Consider the following 16334-nt stretch of genomic DNA (forward strand, 5'->3'; position numbering starts at 1 on the left):
GGGTGCATGCCGATCATTCGAGACATGAGCGAACCCAACGAAACGGCCTTCGGGAGCGACGTGTACGCGGCACGCATGGCGAGGGCGACCGCGGCGGCGGAGGCGGCGGGGCTCTCCGGGCTCGTCGTACTGCCCGGCCCCGATCTCACCTGGCTGACGGGATACCTCCCGCCGCCGACCGAGCGTCTGACGACGCTCGCCCTGAGCACCGGGGAGACGCCCCGACTGCTGGTCCCCCTCCTGGAACGGGCCGACGCGGAGGCCGCCCCGGCGGCGGCCGCAGTGCGCATGGTGGCCTGGCAGGACGGCGAGAACCCCCACGAGGCCGCCGCCGGTCTGCTGAGGCCGGGGCGGTACGCCGTGTCCGACGAGGCCTGGGCCCTGCACGTACTGGGACTCCAAGGCGCGGCGACGGGCGTCCGGCTCGTGGCGACGGGTGACGTCCTTCCCATGCTCCGAGCGGTCAAGGAGGAGCACGAGACGGGACGGCTCGCGGCTGCCGGAGCCGCCGCCGACGCGGCCTACACCGACATCCTCCAGGTGCGGTTCGCCGGCCGACGGGAGTCGGACGTGGCGGAGGATCTCGCCCGGCTGCTGACCCGGCACGGACACGGCCGGGTCGACTTCACCCTCGTCGGCTCGGGACCCAACGGGGCGAACCCCCACCACGAGGCGGGCGAGCGTCTCATACGGACCGGTGACACCGTGGTGCTCGACTTCGGCGGGCTCGTCGCCGGATACGGCTCGGACATCAGCCGCACCGTGCACGTGGGAGAACCGGGCGCCCTCGAAAAAGAGGTGCACGCCGTGGTGCTGGCCGCGCAGCAGGCCGCATTCGAGGCGGTGAACCCCGGTGTGACGTGCGAGGCCGTCGACCGGGCGGCGCGCACCGTCATCGAGGAGGCCGGCTGGGGGCAGTACTTCATCCACCGCACCGGGCACGGCATCGGCGTCACCACGCACGAACCGCCGTACCTCGTGGCGGGTGAGAAGCAGCCGTTGGAGCCGGGAATGTGCTTCTCGATCGAACCCGGAATCTACCTGCCGGGCCGATTCGGCGTACGGATCGAGGACATCGTCGTCTGCACCGAGGACGGCGCACGACGCCTGAACCACAGCCCGCGCGACCTGGCGGTGGTCCGATGACCGCGGCGTCGCACGAGCGCGACGAGCTCTGGGCCTGCCTCACCGGCATGTACGACGCCTACATGGCAGGACAACCGGAGGCCGTCGACACGTTCCTCGACCCCGCTGCCACCATTTTCGACTCCGCCCGGCCGGACCTGATCCGAGGGAAGGCGGAACTGGACGAGGTCCGCCGTGCCCGCCCGGCTCCAGGAGAAGGCCCGGTGGAGGAATCGGTGGAAGCCGTCCGCCCGGTCATCGACGTCTTCGGTGAGCTCGCCCTCGTCCGGTACTGGCTGATCGTGACGTTCCGCCCCGACAGTCAAGGGCGGTCGCTCGTGCCGGAAACGGTGCGGAACACTGCCGTACTGATCCGCGCCTCGGGGCGCTGGCGCATCCTCCACCTCCACGAGGACGTCGTGCAGACCGGCGGGCACGCCGGCTGACACCCGAACCGGCCTCGCCCCCACAGCCGGATCCAGGAACTCTGGGGCGCACGCACATCCCCAATGAGCCACACACCACCACGACCCAGCCCCTGTCCGGAGGCGCAGCCATGCCCCCCACACGGCCACCCGTCCCGACCGAATTCACCTGCGACGCCGAAAGCCTCGTACCTTCGTGGCGGCCGCGGACGGCCGGCTCGTATGGTCGGTGACCGGCGGACCGGAGCACCTCCCCCGCCTGCGCTCGCATCCGCGCGCTGCTGGTGGAGCGGCATGTGCCGCAGGACTCCGTCGACGACATCCTCCCGGTGGTCTCCGAGCTGGTCACCAACGCGATGGTGCACGCGCTTCCCCTCGCCGTGGCACTGGAACTGTCCTTCGCCCCACGAGGAGGCAGTCTCAGGGGCGCCGTGGCTGACAGCGGCCCCGGCCCCGGCCGACCGGAGACACCCTCTCGGACGAGCGCGGAAGAGGGCTCGACATCGTGAGCGCCCTGACAGCCCGCAACGGCAAAACGGCTCGGTCCGGCGGGGGCACGTACTGGCAGAGGCGACCTGGGCGTAAGCGGCCGGCCCCACCGGTCGACGGACAAAGCGGACCTGACGCCGCCTCCCTGCTGGCCTGGGCCCCGGCAGTAGCCCTGGCGAAGAGCCGGTGAGCGGGATGCCGGCGCGCGAGACGATGCCGAACACTGTCGGATCCAGACCGGGGGAGCCCTTGGTCGGGTGCTGGTCCACGAAGGCGCCCCTGCCGTGAACCGCGCGGCGACGAACGCCCCCTCGTAGAGGAGCGCGGCGGTTGGTTTCCCGGCGGCGCAGGGAGGCGGCGCTGACGTCACTCACCTTGAGCCTTCTCCAAAGCCTGCGGCGACCCGGGCCCAGGGGCCGAACCCGCAGGACCTCTCGGCAGGCGAACGGAGCGGGTCGGAACCGGTGGCAGGACCACCGGTTCCGGCCCTCGTGGGTACCGGCTTGCTACATCGGCTCGGGGAAGATGTCGGTGATGCTCCAGGCGACGCTGAAGCAGGGGGGGAGGAAGGCGTCGGCCTCCTGCTCGGTGTCCAGGGCCTGGAGTGCGAGGATCTGGCTCATGGTGATCTCCTCTTTCCGGTCAGGGTTGTATCGGTTGGTCACTGCATACCTCGGCACGGGGGTGTTCGCTGCCGTGCCGAGGGGTTCATGGGAGGCCCGTCCGGTGGCGTCAGGCGGCTGCCGGGAGCCGGGGACGCGCGTGGTGGGGCTCCGTCAGGAGCGGTCCGGCCAGCAGGCGGTGCAGGGCCAGCAGGACACCGGCCCCGCCACTGGACAGGTCGGCGGTGAACCGCTGCGAACCCGCTCCGAGGAAGCGGACACCGCGCCGGTACGGGACGGCGTACTTCAGTAGGCCGGTTGCGGCGCGCACGGCGTCCTTGCGGGCGGCGTCCGTGTCGGTGAGCTCGGCGTGCTCGGTCAGAGACCAGGTCAGTCCGGCCAGCCCCCGGTACAGGCCCGCCTCCTTCGTGGCGCAGGAGACCCGGATGCCGGCGACCAGCCGCGGCAGTGCCGCGGCGCAGCGCTCGTCCGGCGCGGTGGCCACGTAGCGGGTGAGCACCGCCGCGAGACCGGCCGCGCCCGTGGCCAGGTACGGCATGGCACGGGTGAGCTGTGCGTTGTCGGAGATGGACAGCGCGCCGTCGTCCAGCGGAAAGGTCCGGTCCAGCTCCTGGTGGAGCAGCAGGCGGCCCGCCTCCAGGAAGCGGGCATCGCCGGTGTCGCGGGCAAGCCGGTGGAGGTAGAGGGCGACCCCCGAGCGGCCGTGCAGCAGGCCGCGGGCGTCGTGCTCGCCCAGGACGGCCGGCAGGTCGGGGGTGCGCAGCAGGGCTTCCCCCGCCGCGGCGGCTCGCTCCAGGTGGCCGGCCTCGCCGGTCAGCCGGTGCAGGGCGAGCCAGCCCAGGCCGACCCCGGCCCGTCCGCCGGCCAGCGTGCCGCAGGATGCGGTGAGCGGGTGGCCGTCGGCGTCCCGCAGCAGGTCGAAGGCCTCGTCCAGCCGGCCGAGGCCTGCCAGCACCTGGGCGATGCCTGCGGAGCCGACGAGCAGTCCGGGGGGCAGTGAGTCGCGCAGCGTCAGCGTGTCGTGGCGCAGCCGTTCGCGGATCTCCTCCGGCACCGCAGCCCCGGCGCGGTGCAGGGCGTGCACCACCCCGGCTGTGCCGTAGGCCAGGCACACGTTGTTGGTCCGGAACGCCTCGGGCGAGGGCGGGAAGGCCCAGTCCGGCCGGTCGGCGTCAGCCATCTCCAGCAGCCCCGCGGCCACCTTCTCGGCCAGCCGGGTGAGGCAGCCGCGCGGATCGGTGTCCAGCTCGACGGGGGAGGGCGGGCGGTAGGAGCCGTCGTGCTCCTGCGCCCTGTTCTCCGTCAGGTGGAAGGCGGTCGCCCGCTGCCACAGGTCCTGCGGCGGAGCCACGTCCGCCAGATCGCGGCGCAGCAGTGCGAGATTGGCGGGCGCGTGCTCGGCGATCTCGTTGAAAGGCGCCAGGAAGGCGAGCGCGACTGCCGATGTGCCGTACCGGTCCTGCAGGAGCGGATCGGTGTCGGCCCGGCGCAGGCCGGGCGGCGGCGTGAACCCCGGAGTGCCCATCCCGGACGGGGCCGCGGACAGCGCCGAGGCCGCCTCGAAGTCCACAAGACGGACCCCGCCCGACGGCGTGACCAGGACATTGCCCAGGCTGAGGTCACCGAACCGGTAGCCGGCGGCGTGCAGGCGCTCGAGCGAGACGTCCAGCGCAGCCAGCAGCCGCCGGCCCGCCTCGTAGTACGCGGCGACGGAGTCGGCCGTGCGGTCGGCGCGGGCCAGCGGGGAGGACCGGCTCAGCCAGCCCACCAGCGACTGCCCCGCGACGTACTCGGTGACGAGGAAGTCGTGCTCCCACTCCGTGAAGTGGTCCAGCGGCTCTGGACCCACCCCTGGGGCCGCCGCGTGCAGCTCGCGCAGCACGTCGTACTCGTGCCGAAGCCGATGCTGAGCGTCGGTCCCGTCGAAGACCAGGCCGTTGTGGGCGCGGGCCTCCTTGAGGAAGACGGTGCGGCCGGTCCGCCGGTCGCGGGCCTGGTAGGCGCCGCCCGCGTTGCTCAGGCACACCGCGCGGGTCACCTCGTAGTCGCGGATCAGGATCGGGCCCGCGTGCGGCTGCTCCTCCTGCTCGACGAAGGGGTCCGTGATCCCCGCGGGCAAATGGAAGGTGGGCAGCCGCGAGTCCACGACCTCGCGGCCGGAGCCGTCGCGGATCATCCCCTCCCGGGTGCCGTCGGCCCGGAGCCGGCTGCGGGCGCCGTCGAAGGAGCCGTAGCGGTAGTGGACCGTCCGCGAGTCGCGAAAGCGCCGGTCTGTGAGGACGTACGGCCCCTCCTCCCCGTCGAGTGCGTCGCGCAGGCGTTCCATGAGCCGGCGGGCGGTCGCCGTGTCCGGTGGGTAGACGGCGCAGAACTTGCCCGACTGGGCCCGCCCGGCGTGCTTGTGATGGAGGAACAGGAAGAAGAGCCGGGCGCTCAGGTGTTTGAACGGCACGCCTTCGGAGAAGCAGATCCCGGCGACCGTGTCGAGCACGTGCTGCGCCCGGTCCAGCCGTGCCGACACGTGGATCTTCCAGCCCTGCTCGGCGAGCCCGGTCCGCGGACTGCCCCAGACCGTCCAGATGCCTTGGGCGGAGCCGCGCAGGCCCGGCGGCACCTCGCCAGGAGCGAAGCGCGGCCCGGCGTCGGCCACGCTGGGCAGCGGCAGGTAGTACTCCCGGTCCGCGAGCGCCTCGCCGAAGCCTTCGAGCACGGGATCTCCTCACAGGGTGGTAGTGGGCCGCCACAAGGGTCTCGCGCGCCGGACGCCAGAACCGGCAGGTAGGGCGGCGGTTCGGACGGCGGTGTGCGACCAGCATCGGGCGAGAGCACCTCCGGGGCAACCCACAAGATCTTGTGGGCCGTCGCACGTCCGGCGAGCCGGTCGACGTCCTCGCCGTGTTCGCCGATGAGAGAGAAGGCCTTCCTCGGGTACGAGGGCGGGGAGCCACCCTCCGCACCAGGATCTGGCGTGCCGCGGAGGGGTGATGGTGGCTGACTGGGGAGGGGCAGTGAGTGAACGGGCTCCGGCCGGCAGCCGACGGGGAAGGACTGTCGCCGGATGCCCTTGTGAGCTGGTGTGATCCCCGTCGGTTGCTGGCCATTCGCGGCCACACCGCACGTGGGGGCACGCCCGACCGGGCGGCGGGCGGACGCTCAAACCGGTCGCCGCGGAGGAGGACTCGGCATGAGCCTGTTGGACCGGCTGTCCGCTTCCGAGCGGGAACAGCTGCGAACGGCGGAGCCCAAGGCCTGTGAACAGCCGATGCTCGCCGTGCCGTCGACGCCGAGGCGCTTCAGTTCGCGGGCGGGTTCCCGGTCGGGGTGGCGGGTGACGGGCGTACCGTGAATTCACTCGCGCGGTCGGCGGACGCTCAACGCGTCAACATGGACGTCCAGGTTGGCGATCCGCTTCGTCATCCTGTTCGTGGCCTGCTGGTCCTTCATGACGTTGCTGCCGAGCCCGTCGATGTGCTCTGAAGACGCCCATGCCGGACCATGCCTACAACCCTGATCCGCATGTGTGCAGCTCAGATGGCGCGTCGCGCCAACGGCGCCTGAGTGCTGCCGCGGTGAGCCCGTCAGCGATCGTGGGAACGGCGGCGTCTCTTGTCGTGCTTCTAGAAGAACCCGAGGTTCTTCGGCGAGTAGCTGACCAGTAGATTCTTCGTCTGCTGGTGGCACAGGGCAGGCATCCGCCTGACCAGCGGGAATGATGGTCTGTCGCGTCATTGTTGGGGCGCTGGACCGCGTATGGTCCGAATCTTCGTGAGGGGCAGCACGCTCCCTCCTTGCGTACCTGGACGGATTCGGCGATGTGACATGGACCGCTGAGGCGCTCAACGTCCACCCGAACACTCCGCGCTACCGGGTCCGCAAGGCGGTCGCCCTGAGTGGGATCAGCATCGACGACCCCGATCAGCGGCTCGTCTCCATGCTTCAGCTGCGCTTGGCCGTGAACGGCGAGCCCATCGCGAAGGCCCCCTTCCCGGCCGGCATTCCGTTGCCCCGGCCCGGTGGACCGGTCGGTTCACAGGCGCTGCCCATGACGGGGCCGACAACGACGACGGCCGACCCCGCGGTCGGTCGCGCCGCCACAGTCCGGCGCCGGCCGGTTCGTTCAGGAGCTGGGTACGGAGTCCTCGAAGACGGTCCCGGACGTGCGGAAGCCGGCGACCTTCGCGGCCACCTGGGCCGGGGTGAGGACCTCGTCCTTCACGTGGAGCATGTAGTCGACCCGCTCCTCGTAGGCGCGGGTGGCGGTGGAGCTCAGTCCGGCGAAGTCGATCAGCCACTGGTTGAAGTGGATCGACATGGGTCGCTCGGGCAGGTAGCGGGTGTCGTGCCGGGCGAACTCCTTGCCGTCGATGTAGTAGACGAGTGCCGTGTCGTCGATGGTCAGGACGAGGTCGTGCCAGCCGGCCTGGCTCGTGCGTGCCTCGGTGTGCTGGTTGACCGCCTCCCAGGGGGCGGGGCGGAAGGTCTCCCAGGAGGTCGTGTAGAGGACGTTCGCCGTCTCGCCCCAGCCGCCGTTGGGGAGGTACTCGAAGTCGTACTCGGCGTAGTCGTCCGCCATCGGTGCGGTGAGGTCGTTGATGCTGAAGAAGCTCTGGACCAGGTGGTCGCCGTCCGGGCCGCTGGTCGGGGTGTCCGCGAAGCGAACCCTGGCGGCGTAGGTGCCGTTCTCGAACTTCCGTGCGGCGGTGTGGACTTCGGTCTGCCGGGTCGACGCGCCGGTGCCGGCGGTCGACATGCGCAGCGTCATGAAGGAGTTCGTGCCTTCCTTGGCGAAGGTCACGTTCTCGGGCGCCCAGGTCGCGTCGCCGACGCCGGGGCCGCCTCCGCCGGAACGGATGGTCCAGCCGTGTGCGGTGATCGCAGGGTCGGTGTGGCCGGTGTAGTCGAAGTCGTCGAAGAGGACACCCTGTTCGGCCGGGGGAGTGGTCGGGGCCGTGGGGGAGGGATCAGTAGGTGTCGCGGTCGGGGTCGGGGTCGGAGTCGGGGTCGCCTCGTTGCCGGCCGGGGCGGTGCCCCAGACCTGGACTCCACCGATGGTGGCGGTGACCTTGGCCCAGTTCCCGTACGTGGTCTGCGCGGGTCCGAACGAGTAGTCATCGGACTGGTCGAGCGGCTGCCAGTCGGAACGGTGGAAGCGCAGCTGTACGTCCCCGGTGTCGGCGCCCGGCGCCAGGGAGCCTGCCCCCGTCGTGAACCCGACCTCCAGGTACCGGTCCGCTGTGGCGGTGGGGGCGGTCGGTGTGCCGAACGTGCCCGTGAGGTGCGTACAGCCCTTGACGGCCCAGTCGCACGCGTAGGTGTACGAGGCGCCGGGGTCGGACTTGAAGTAGTAGCGCAGCTTGACCTGGCTCAACGGGACGCTTGTCGTCCCGGTGTTGACCACGGTGAACCAGGGCGCCGCCTGGTCGCTGCCCGTGCCGCCGTGCCGGTACTGGACGGCGATGCTCTCGTCCGCGGCGGCGGCCGGGAGGGCGGTCGGCGCGGTGGCGCCGAGACCGATCACGGCGGCGGCGAGCGCGGTGCGCATGCCGGGCTTCCGGCGGTTCGTTCCGTTGCGCATGGGGTTCCTCTCGGGGAGGTGATGGGGGAAGGCAGCACGGCGCCGCGGGCGAAGTCCGATGTTTCAACACCCTTGTGGGGAAAGGCTGATCATGCGCCGAGGAGAAGTTGGCATAGACCAATGGTGGCGTCAACCCCCGGCCCGGCGACCGGAAGACGTGACCCATGGACAGCGATGGACGACGACGTGCCCGATCATCCGGCGCAGCTGCGGAACCCCGATGGATGCGCCGCGCATACCGATCTGTCCGGACGGCCGTTGACGGTGTGCGTCAGCTCCGCAGGGCGGTGCAGAGGGCGGCGCGGGCCGCTCTGCCTTCGGGGATCGGCAGGAGGGGGTAGACGTGCAGCATCTCCGGCGCCTCGTGGAAGTCCAGCTCGACGCCCGCGGCCGTGGCGCGGGCGGCCAGCCGTCGGGCGTCGGCGTTGACGATGTCGCGGGTTCCGCTGAACAGCGTGATCGGGTTCAACCCCGTCAAGTCGGCGAGGAGGGGGCTGACATGAGGGTGGTCGGCGGGGAGTGCGCCGCGGTAGAGGTCCCCGGCGTAGCGCGCGCCGGGGACGGCGAGCCAGGGGTCGCGGTCCTCGAGCAGTGCGATGCGCGGGTCGGTCAGGCTGATGTCCAGCCACGGGGAGACGAGGATGGTGCGGGCGGGTGCGGGCAGTCCTCGGTCCCGCAGGTGGACGGAGACGGCGAGGGCCATCCCGCCGCCGGCGGAGTCTCCGATGAGAGTGACGGTTGTGTTGGCCGCGTCGTCGAGGAGCTGGGCGGCCAGGTCGGTGACGGCCGGTACCACTTCGGCTGCGGTCGCCAGGGGAGCGAGGGGGTAGATCGGCACCGTGACCTGGGTGCCGGTCTCGGCGGCCACGTGGGCGATCAGCTTCCAGTGCTGGGGCGCTATCTCGTTGATGTACGCGCCGCCGTGCAGATAGACGGCCCGCCGTCGGGGGTCGGGAGTGCCGCGCGGGGTGACCTCGTAGACGGGCCATCCGGCCACCCGGCGTACGGCGAGGTCGACCGTGCGCCCCAGTCCGGCCGGCGGCGCGTACCCGGTCGGCCGCAGGGAACGGGCGAGGACCTGTTCCCTGACGGCTTCCGCCGAGCTGAACACCTTCTTGGCCCCGCGGAGCCGCACGACGGCCGGCATCGCTCTGCTGGTCAGGCTCGGCACGGTACGGCTCCGTTCCCACAGTCCGTGTTCTTCGGTGTCACGTCAGGTCGGTGTTCTTCGTCTCGGGCATCCGGTGCACCACGGCCAGAGCGAGGAGCAGCAGGACCACCGTGTAGCCGAGGAAGAGGTCGCCCTTCCCGTTGCTGGTGAGCCACGTCTGAAGGTACGGGGCGCTGCCGCCGCAGACGGCCACGGCGATCGCGTAGGGGAAGCCCACACCCGTCGTGCGCAGCCGGGTGGGGAACATCTCCGCGAACACCGCAGGGGTGATCGCCGCGCCGGCGGACATGAAGAGCATGGCCGTCGTCATCGACACGGCCAGCTGCCACACCTGGTCCTGGATGAACCAGTTCAGGGGGAAGGCCAGGACGGCTCCGCCGATGTACGAGCCGTACAGGACGGGCTTGCGTCCGACGCGGTCGGACAGGGTGCCGAACAGGGGCAGCGTCACGAGGAAGACGAGGCTTCCTGAAGTGAGTTCCTCGGCGACCAGGCGCAGCCGGCCGAGCGGGATCATTCCGCCCGACATCGCGGCGATGTCGATGAGCGGGGTCGGCCCCAGGAACTGCAGGAGTTCCGAGTCGGTGATCCCGGGCAGGTGCCGCTTGAGGATCTCCACCGCCACCGGATCGCCGATCAGCGTCGCGACCGGCGTACGCAGGGACAGCCGTCCTTCCGGATAGTCCTCGGCGCGCGGCAGCGGCAGCGCGGCCCGCCGTGCCTGCTCGCGCTGCGGCCGGACGAGAAGGTGCGTGTCAGTCACCGGGCCTTCGGCGGGTAGTCCGAGGCGTTCGTACTGGCTGGGTGGGGCCTCGGTGCGTCGCATCAGCTCCCCGAGGAGCGTCGCCAGGCGCAGTTCCGTGGCGTCGTCGACGAGCGGGTTCAGCTGCGCGGGGTCGTTCTCCAGGTCGAAGAGCAGGCTGCCGTGGTGGTACGGGTTGACGAAGGTGCGGCCGGCCGTCCGCAAGGTGCGGACGCCCTTGGTGAAGCCGAACGGCTCGGCCAGTTCCACGTCGGCGAGTTCGGCGGGGGTGAAGCGGCCGCGCATGTGCGTCGGCATCAGCGTGTACTCCTCCAGTGGGGTGTTGGAGGCGGCGACGGGCGCGCGCATGTAGACGTACCGGCCGTCGGTGACGTTCACGTGCCCGCCGTGGACACCGAACAGGCCGGCCTCGCGCAGCGGCGTGTCCCGGGCGGTGGGCAGCGGCGCGCCCTGCATGTCGGCCGGGCGCTCGACGCCGAAGTACTCCAGGAGTGTGGGCGCCAGGTCGATGGTCTGTACGAGGGTGTCGCGCCGCTCGCCCGCGCCGCCGGACCGCGGGTCCCATACGAACAGCGGCACATGGACGAGCTCGTTGTACCAGGGCTGGACGGACTTGCCCCACCAGCCCCTCTCGCCCAGGAGCAGGCCGTGGTCGGTGTTGACGATCAGGAGCGTGTCGTCCCACAGCCCGTACTCGTCCATGGCGTCGAGGACCCGGCCCAGCGAGTGGTCGCACATGGACAGCAGGGCGGCGTACTCGTAGCCGGCGTGCGCGACCTGCTCGTCCGTCTCCACCACCTGCTGTAGTCGGGCCAGTCGAAGTGCGGCCCGTCGTACGCGTGCGGGTAGAGGTCCTTGTACCGCTGGTGGCTGAAGAACGGCTCGTGCGGGTCGAAGGTCTCGATCTGCACGAACCAGCGGTCCTCGGCGTGGTTGGTGCGGATGAACTCCAGGCCGGCGTCGAAGGTGAGAGTCTGCGGATGCCGGTCCTCGGTCGCCATGTGGGGGCGGTTCACCCAGTCCTGCCGGTACGCGGCGGAGCGCATCCCCTTCAGGTCCTCGGGCATCTCCGGGTCGGCCACCTGCCCCTTCCACGGGTCGCCCTCCTGGCCGCGGAAGAACTCCCAGGAGTTGTACCGGCCGTGGTAGGTGGCGCCGCCGTCCTCCCAGTAATGGGGATGGTCACTGGCGAGATGCGTGTACACGCCGTTCTGCTTGAGCAGTTCGGGCATCGAGTCGTCGAACGGCTCCAGCGGTCCCCAGCTGCGGTGCAGGAAGTTGTAGCGCCCCGTGTGCAGTTCGCGGCGGGCCGGCATGCACGGCATCGACCCCGCGTACGCCCTGTCGAAGGTCACCGTGCGCTCGGCGAGCCGCGCGAAGTTCGGGGCGTGCGTCCAGTCTCCTCCGTACGGCGGCAGCATGCGCCGGTTGAGACTGTCGAACATCACCATGATCGCCCTCATCGGACGGACTTCCCTTCCGTAGCCTTCTTGGTGGCGCGTTCCTGGAAGATCTCCATCCACCGCCCGAAGAGCTCCGCGGAACGCGGTGGTGCCGGTGCGTGCCAGGGGACCGGCACCGAGGCGCGGGGTACGGCCAGACGCTGCTCCAGGTCCTCGGCCAGGTGGGCCCGGCCGGTGTCGCGCAGATGCCGGGCGTACCGGGTGGGACCGGCGTAGTAGACGGGGCCGGCCTGGAGATTGCTCAGCATCGGATCGGGCAGACAGCCGGGGTGGCCGGCGTGCTCGTGCACCACTCGGCCAGGTGGGAGCGCATCGTCCCGGCGAGAGCGGGCTCCTCGCCCAGGAGGTCGTGGGTCAGGTACGGGTCGTCGGTGACGTCGTACAGCTGCTCCCAGGCCGTCTTGAAGCACCCGGGGTGATAGGTGCGGATGTAGAGGTGGTCGCGGGTGCGGACGGCACGCTGATAGGTGTGCGCGCCGTGGCCGAGGACCAGGTACGGTCGCGAGCCGGTCTCCTCGCCGCGCACCGCGTCCGCGAAGGAGGCGCCCTGCCAGCCCTCGGGCGCGTCGAGGCCGAGCAGGTCGCACAGGGTGGGCGCCAGGTCGATGTTGTACAGCAGGGCGTCGTTGCGGCGGGCGTCGTCGGGAAGTGTGTCGGTGAGCCCGGGCCAGTACACGACGAGGGGGATCCGCTGGACGGATTCGGTGGCCAGTCCGTGTTCCGCGTAAATGCCGTGTTCGCCGAACGCCTCGCCGTGGTCGGCGCTGACGACGATCGCCGTCTCGCCCGCGATGCCCAGCTCCTCCAAGGTGGCCAGGAGCCGGCCGAAGTGGTGGTCCCAGTAGGCGATGGCACCGTCGAAGCCGTTGATCAGGTGCTCGAAGTCGGCGCGGGAGCGGATCGCGTCGGGCATGTTGTGTGGCACGGGCGAGGTGCCGCCGCCGCTGGTGAGCGAGTAGTGCAGGTCCAGGGCGCTGCGCGGGCCGTAGATCTCGGCATGCTCCTGGATCGTCTCCTCGTCCGGCCAGGACTGCACGGGGGCGGAGGCCGCCATGCGTTCGGTCCACTCGGCGGGCTGGGTGTAGTCGGTGTGCGGGTCCCAGTAGGTGAGGTGGAGGTACCAGTTGTCGTCCTCGGCGTGCCTGCGGATCCAGTCGAGGGCGGCGCGGTTGACGTCGGCGGCGTCCTCGTCGCCCCAGTTCCCGGTGGCGCGCACGGACTCGCGGAAGTTGCCGTGGAACCAGTACGCGCGGTGGCGCTCGGCGAAGACGGAGACGGCCGCAGTGTAGTAGCCGTCGAGCTGGAGCCGCTGGCCGAGGAGCGGCCGGTCGGGCTCGGGGCCGTGGCCGGAGTCGAGCCGGAACTGCGCGTCCGCGCCGTAGTGGCCGATGACGCCGTTGGTGATCCCGAACTGTCCGCTGGTCAGGGCGGTCCGGGACGGCAAGCAGGGCGAGTCGGAGCAGTAGTAGCGGTCGAAGACGACCGACTTGTCGGCGAGCTTCTGGAGGTGGGGCGTTGAACGGACAATGGACGTCGGCAGCTATCGGCCGAGGCTCACCGTCCCTCACCTCCGAGGAGTACCGCACATCGTCGAGCCGCGCATGCGGGCGGCGCGGAGACCCGGCTCGGAAGCGGGGTGAGCCTGGTCCCGGGCGTTGCGCGTGTGCGGCGACCGTTCCCGCTGTCCGATATGGGGCACGGCTTTCGACCGGCAGGCCATCCCGATCGAGGCGACGAGCGGGGACGGGAAGCACGTGCCGAAGCCGAGCTGCCTGGCATGGAGCACTTCGGCTCGTGGAAAGGCGCCCAAAACCGCCTGCGGAGTGAGCCGCCGACGGCACCTCGGAGAAAGCCTTCACCGCCCTGCTCGCCCAGGCCGACGCCGAAGGCGATCTCGACCGGGTCGTCGCGGTCGACTCCACGATCGTCCGGGCTCATCGGCACACCGCCGGGCCCGTCGAAAGCCGGAGGCGGTGACTTGGCCTCCTGCGACGTTGAGGCTGCCAGCGCGTTCGAGGTTGGCGCGCAGGGCTTCCGTGAGGTTGGCGATGCCGGCCGGCTTGGCAGCGGGCCCGGTCCGTACAGGCTTCGGCTTCTACGCGAGGGGCGTAGTCGCTTCGGGCCAGTGCCTGCGTTCGGGAATCAACCGGCGCAGGATCCACAAGCCGGCGCGCAGTTTCCAGTCGCCGGGGGAGCGGATTTCGGAGATGAGCGCGCCGGTGCTCCTGCCGATCGACCGCGACGCTTCCTTGGTCGCATCCGGGTCCAGAAGTCTGTCGCAGTTGTACCAGGCCAAGCCCCGTGCGACCCGGATCCCGTAATTGGTCAACAGTTCGTCACTACGGGTGAACAGCCTGTCCAAAGAGCTGAGCCCGTGAATGTACCTGGACGAAAGGTCGTCCTGGACCCTGTCGATACAGGACCCCAGCACGTCGTTCATGCGGTGGAAGTCCGCGATGTGGCTGCGGTCGTCCATGGATGTCGCCATGCGCCGCAATGCCTCCGGCAAGTCGTATGACATGTGCGCCATCATGGAGAAGAGAACGTCTTCCAGCGTGTAGGAGCGCCGGACACTCGAAGCGGCGAAGACATCTCGCCATGGTTGGGGGATGGAGTCCGGCAGATCACTGGGCTGAACTTCGTCTGCGGAGCCACCGGGTCGTCCTGCCAGCCATTCGTCGATGCTGTCCATCGCGGTGAAGTAGGCCGAGGCGAGCGTCTCACACAGCTCGGCGACCCACGGCGGGTCGTTGAACGCGGGGGTGACCGTATCCAGGGCTGTGGCGAGCGTCGTCGTGAGGCGGTAGTAGGTGTAGGCGAACGCGGCCCGGCGATCGTGTGTGGTGTCGTACTGCCTGACCCGGTCGGCAAGCAATCCGGCGACCAGGGTGACCTTTTCGGCGGGGAGTGTGGGCTCGGCGGTCATCGGGAGTATGTTCCTGCCGCCCGCTAAGCCGGCGCGCTGATTCGGCGGGTTTCCTCGGTCGCCCTGCCCCAGTCGCACACCAATTCCGCGAAGAGGCTCTGGCGGTCGGGTGCGACCTGATAGTCCGCCGTCCAAGGGGTTTCGAGCAACGGCATGTGGTAGGTCGCGGCCATGCCTTCGTCGCGAATTTCCGCAGAGTAGGTGAAGGTCCGCGTGAGCAGGCCCGGCACGGGGCCGAGCCTCTCGTTCGCGTGGACAGTGACTCCGGTTCCGTTGCTGTCCAGTACGTACTGCTCTTCCAAGAGGTACAGGGTCACGCCGAACTTGGACATCCTGACCACATTGTCGGCCTGGCCGAACTCGCCCTCGTCCGGCTTCGCCACGATCGTCGAACTCTGCCGTGGCGCACCGGTGAGCAGCTCGATGGTGTGCATGGTGGTCGCGAGCAGCTTGTTCGCCAATCCGATGCGGCTGCGCATGAGACGACGCCAGGAAGTGACGCGGAAGGTGGCTTTTCCATGCCAGGTGCCGGTCCCGATGTCGAAGTAATAGACGCGGTTGGGCGCGGTCGTGTGGTGTCGAGGGATGCCCTCGGGCTCCATTGTCACAGTGTGTAGCATATCATCACGCACTGTGAATGATGGCCCTGGGCGGCTCAGCCACTTACTGATCGTTTCAGAATGAGGTTCTTACGGCGTTCCTTATGGCGCGATCGGTCATTGAGCTGTGCATGGCTGATCTCATTGAGCGGCTGGTGCCGGACGAGTTGTGGGTGTTGTTCAGGCGGGTGGTGCCGCGCCGACGGTGGTCACGCGTCCGCAGGGCGGGGGCCGGCGTCGGGCGGGCGACCAAGAGGCCCTGGCCGCGATCATCTTCGTGGCGACGTCGGGCTGCACGTGGCGGCAGATTCTGCCGGTGTTCGGCCCGGCCTGCCCACGTTCTACCGCCGGTTCGCCCGGTGGGGCCGGAGCCGTCCGGGGCCTCGACGCGCCCGGTATAACCCTCGCTGACCGTTGCCGTTAGAGCTACGGATCAGAAGGTTGCAGGTTCGAGTCCTGCCGAGGGCGCACAATCGGAGGCCACGGAGAGATCCGGGGCCTCCTGCACTTCCGAGGTATGCGGCTCCCAGTTGGAGCCACTGTGCCTCCCGCTCTGTAAGGTGCGGCACAGATTTGGGTGAGGTGGCTACTGGGGGCGAGGCGCTGTGAGCGACATCAAGGCTGATCAGCACGCTGCCATGCAACCGTGGCACGCCATGACGTTCGGCTCGGCGCTGGGGTTGGTCGCGCTCTTCGAGCGGGTGCAGGGCTTCCGGTCGGGCCGCCAATACGTGCTGTGCCACGAGTCGCCGGATCTGAACCACCTCACACTCGTGGCTCTCGTACTGGTAGCAGGCGCATTCCTTGCGGCCGTCGTCGGCGCGGCGACAGCGACAATGAGGAGCAAGCCTTCCCGCCCTCCGTTCCTCATTGCCTGCATGGTGGCCGCCCTGGCCCTCGTGGTGGCAGCCGACAAGGTGGACGCCAGCGGCGAACGGCTGGCAGCGACGATGGCCGCCGAACCCTTCAACGAGCGCACCTGTGACTACACGCCGCAGGTCTACTCGGCCACTCCCGGTTGGTTCTCCTGGTGATCAGCCGGGAACCGGGTGATGAGGGGACGGGTCTGGCACTCAACTCCCATGGCTGCATAAGTCGGAACCGGGATCTGGCGCAGATCTTGGGGAGCGGTCTCGGAGCGTCACCTTGGTGTTCGATTGTGAGGGGCTGGGTCG

Annotated in this window: 12 protein-coding genes and 3 pseudogenes; 6 read left to right on the forward strand and 9 right to left on the reverse strand. The window is 70.0% G+C overall.

Translation table 11 applies throughout. The features are described from left to right. The first annotated feature begins 24 nt into the window (after nt 1–24). The 3 genes and pseudogenes from ACN9M0_RS38235 to ACN9M0_RS38245 form a co-directional block, all read left to right on the forward strand. On the forward strand, nt 25–1146 hold the full coding sequence (locus ACN9M0_RS38235; RefSeq protein ID WP_366039815.1) for a M24 family metallopeptidase: 1122 nt from the start codon (nt 25–27) through the stop codon (nt 1144–1146). After that, nucleotides 1143–1571, forward strand: coding sequence for a nuclear transport factor 2 family protein (locus ACN9M0_RS38240; RefSeq protein WP_426405150.1), 429 nt, complete (start codon nt 1143–1145; stop codon nt 1569–1571). Before ACN9M0_RS38235 ends, ACN9M0_RS38240 begins: the two co-directional genes overlap by 4 nt. Before the next feature lie 233 nt (nt 1572–1804). After that, nucleotides 1805–2059: pseudogene (locus ACN9M0_RS38245) on the forward strand (ATP-binding protein); the annotation flags it as partial. 712 nt (nt 2060–2771) lie between these two features. Here the strand turns inward: ACN9M0_RS38245 and lanKC are convergent. Next, nucleotides 2772–5372, reverse strand: a complete 2601-nt coding sequence (gene lanKC / locus ACN9M0_RS38250) for a class III lanthionine synthetase LanKC (RefSeq protein WP_426405151.1) — start codon at nt 5370–5372, stop codon at nt 2772–2774. Nucleotides 5373–6452: 1080 nt separating this feature from the next. On the opposite strand from lanKC, the pseudogene ACN9M0_RS38255 reads away from it, so the two are divergent. Further along, nucleotides 6453–6596: pseudogene (locus ACN9M0_RS38255) on the forward strand (helix-turn-helix domain-containing protein); the annotation flags it as partial. A 183-nt stretch (nt 6597–6779) separates the two neighbouring features. Here the strand turns inward: ACN9M0_RS38255 and ACN9M0_RS38260 are convergent. From ACN9M0_RS38260 to ACN9M0_RS38295, 8 genes are all read right to left on the reverse strand, one after another. After that, on the reverse strand, nt 6780–8237 hold the full coding sequence (locus ACN9M0_RS38260; RefSeq protein WP_426405152.1) for a cellulose binding domain-containing protein: 1458 nt from the start codon (nt 8235–8237) through the stop codon (nt 6780–6782). Between the two features lie 271 nt (nt 8238–8508). Further along, nucleotides 8509–9408, reverse strand: a complete 900-nt coding sequence (locus ACN9M0_RS38265) for an alpha/beta hydrolase fold domain-containing protein (RefSeq protein ID WP_426405153.1) — start codon at nt 9406–9408, stop codon at nt 8509–8511. A 37-nt stretch (nt 9409–9445) separates the two neighbouring features. Beyond that, nucleotides 9446–10909, reverse strand: coding sequence for an MFS transporter (locus tag ACN9M0_RS38270; protein ID WP_426405392.1), 1464 nt, complete (start codon nt 10907–10909; stop codon nt 9446–9448). After that, entirely contained in the window at nt 10837–11634 is a 798-nt protein-coding gene (locus ACN9M0_RS38275; RefSeq protein ID WP_426405154.1) for a sulfatase, read from the reverse strand. Before ACN9M0_RS38275 ends, ACN9M0_RS38270 begins: the two co-directional genes overlap by 73 nt. Then, nucleotides 11631–11882 (reverse strand): hypothetical protein, encoded by a 252-nt coding sequence (locus ACN9M0_RS38280; protein WP_426405155.1) that lies wholly within the window; start codon nt 11880–11882, stop codon nt 11631–11633. Before ACN9M0_RS38280 ends, ACN9M0_RS38275 begins: the two co-directional genes overlap by 4 nt. After that, nucleotides 11876–13174, reverse strand: coding sequence for a sulfatase family protein (locus tag ACN9M0_RS38285; RefSeq protein WP_426405393.1), 1299 nt, complete (start codon nt 13172–13174; stop codon nt 11876–11878). The genes ACN9M0_RS38280 and ACN9M0_RS38285 overlap by 7 nt, the downstream gene beginning before the upstream one ends. Before the next feature lie 555 nt (nt 13175–13729). Then, nucleotides 13730–14560, reverse strand: coding sequence for a DUF5995 family protein (locus ACN9M0_RS38290; protein WP_426405156.1), 831 nt, complete (start codon nt 14558–14560; stop codon nt 13730–13732). A 23-nt stretch (nt 14561–14583) separates the two neighbouring features. Beyond that, nucleotides 14584–15162: a hypothetical protein gene (locus tag ACN9M0_RS38295; RefSeq protein WP_426405157.1), complete on the reverse strand. Its 579-nt coding sequence runs from the start codon at nt 15160–15162 to the stop codon at nt 14584–14586. Nucleotides 15163–15290: 128 nt separating this feature from the next. On the opposite strand from ACN9M0_RS38295, the pseudogene ACN9M0_RS38300 reads away from it, so the two are divergent. Then, nucleotides 15291–15534 (forward strand): annotated as a pseudogene (locus ACN9M0_RS38300) (transposase); the annotation flags it as partial. A 230-nt stretch (nt 15535–15764) separates the two neighbouring features. Continuing rightward, entirely contained in the window at nt 15765–16193 is a 429-nt protein-coding gene (locus ACN9M0_RS38305; protein ID WP_366039824.1) for a hypothetical protein, read from the forward strand. Nucleotides 16194–16334: the final 141 nt, after the last annotated feature.

The sequence above is a fragment of the Streptomyces sp. R-07 genome, assembly GCF_049913175.1.
Classification (GTDB): domain Bacteria; phylum Actinomycetota; class Actinomycetes; order Streptomycetales; family Streptomycetaceae; genus Streptomyces.

Excerpts from the sequence above, each read along its gene's own strand:
- ACN9M0_RS38290 (WP_426405156.1), bottom strand. The coding sequence starts at position 14,560 with ATGACCGCCGAGCCCACACTCCCCGCCGAAAAGGTCACCCTGGTCGCC.
- ACN9M0_RS38240 (WP_426405150.1), top strand. The coding sequence starts at position 1,143 with ATGACCGCGGCGTCGCACGAGCGCGACGAGCTCTGGGCCTGCCTCACC.
- ACN9M0_RS38280 (WP_426405155.1), bottom strand. The coding sequence starts at position 11,882 with ATGCTGAGCAATCTCCAGGCCGGCCCCGTCTACTACGCCGGTCCCACC.
- ACN9M0_RS38275 (WP_426405154.1), bottom strand. The coding sequence starts at position 11,634 with ATGAGGGCGATCATGGTGATGTTCGACAGTCTCAACCGGCGCATGCTG.
- ACN9M0_RS38235 (WP_366039815.1), top strand. The coding sequence starts at position 25 with ATGAGCGAACCCAACGAAACGGCCTTCGGGAGCGACGTGTACGCGGCA.
- ACN9M0_RS38295 (WP_426405157.1), bottom strand. The coding sequence starts at position 15,162 with ATGGAGCCCGAGGGCATCCCTCGACACCACACGACCGCGCCCAACCGC.
- ACN9M0_RS38270 (WP_426405392.1), bottom strand. The coding sequence starts at position 10,909 with ATGTGCGACCACTCGCTGGGCCGGGTCCTCGACGCCATGGACGAGTAC.
- ACN9M0_RS38260 (WP_426405152.1), bottom strand. The coding sequence starts at position 8,237 with ATGCGCAACGGAACGAACCGCCGGAAGCCCGGCATGCGCACCGCGCTC.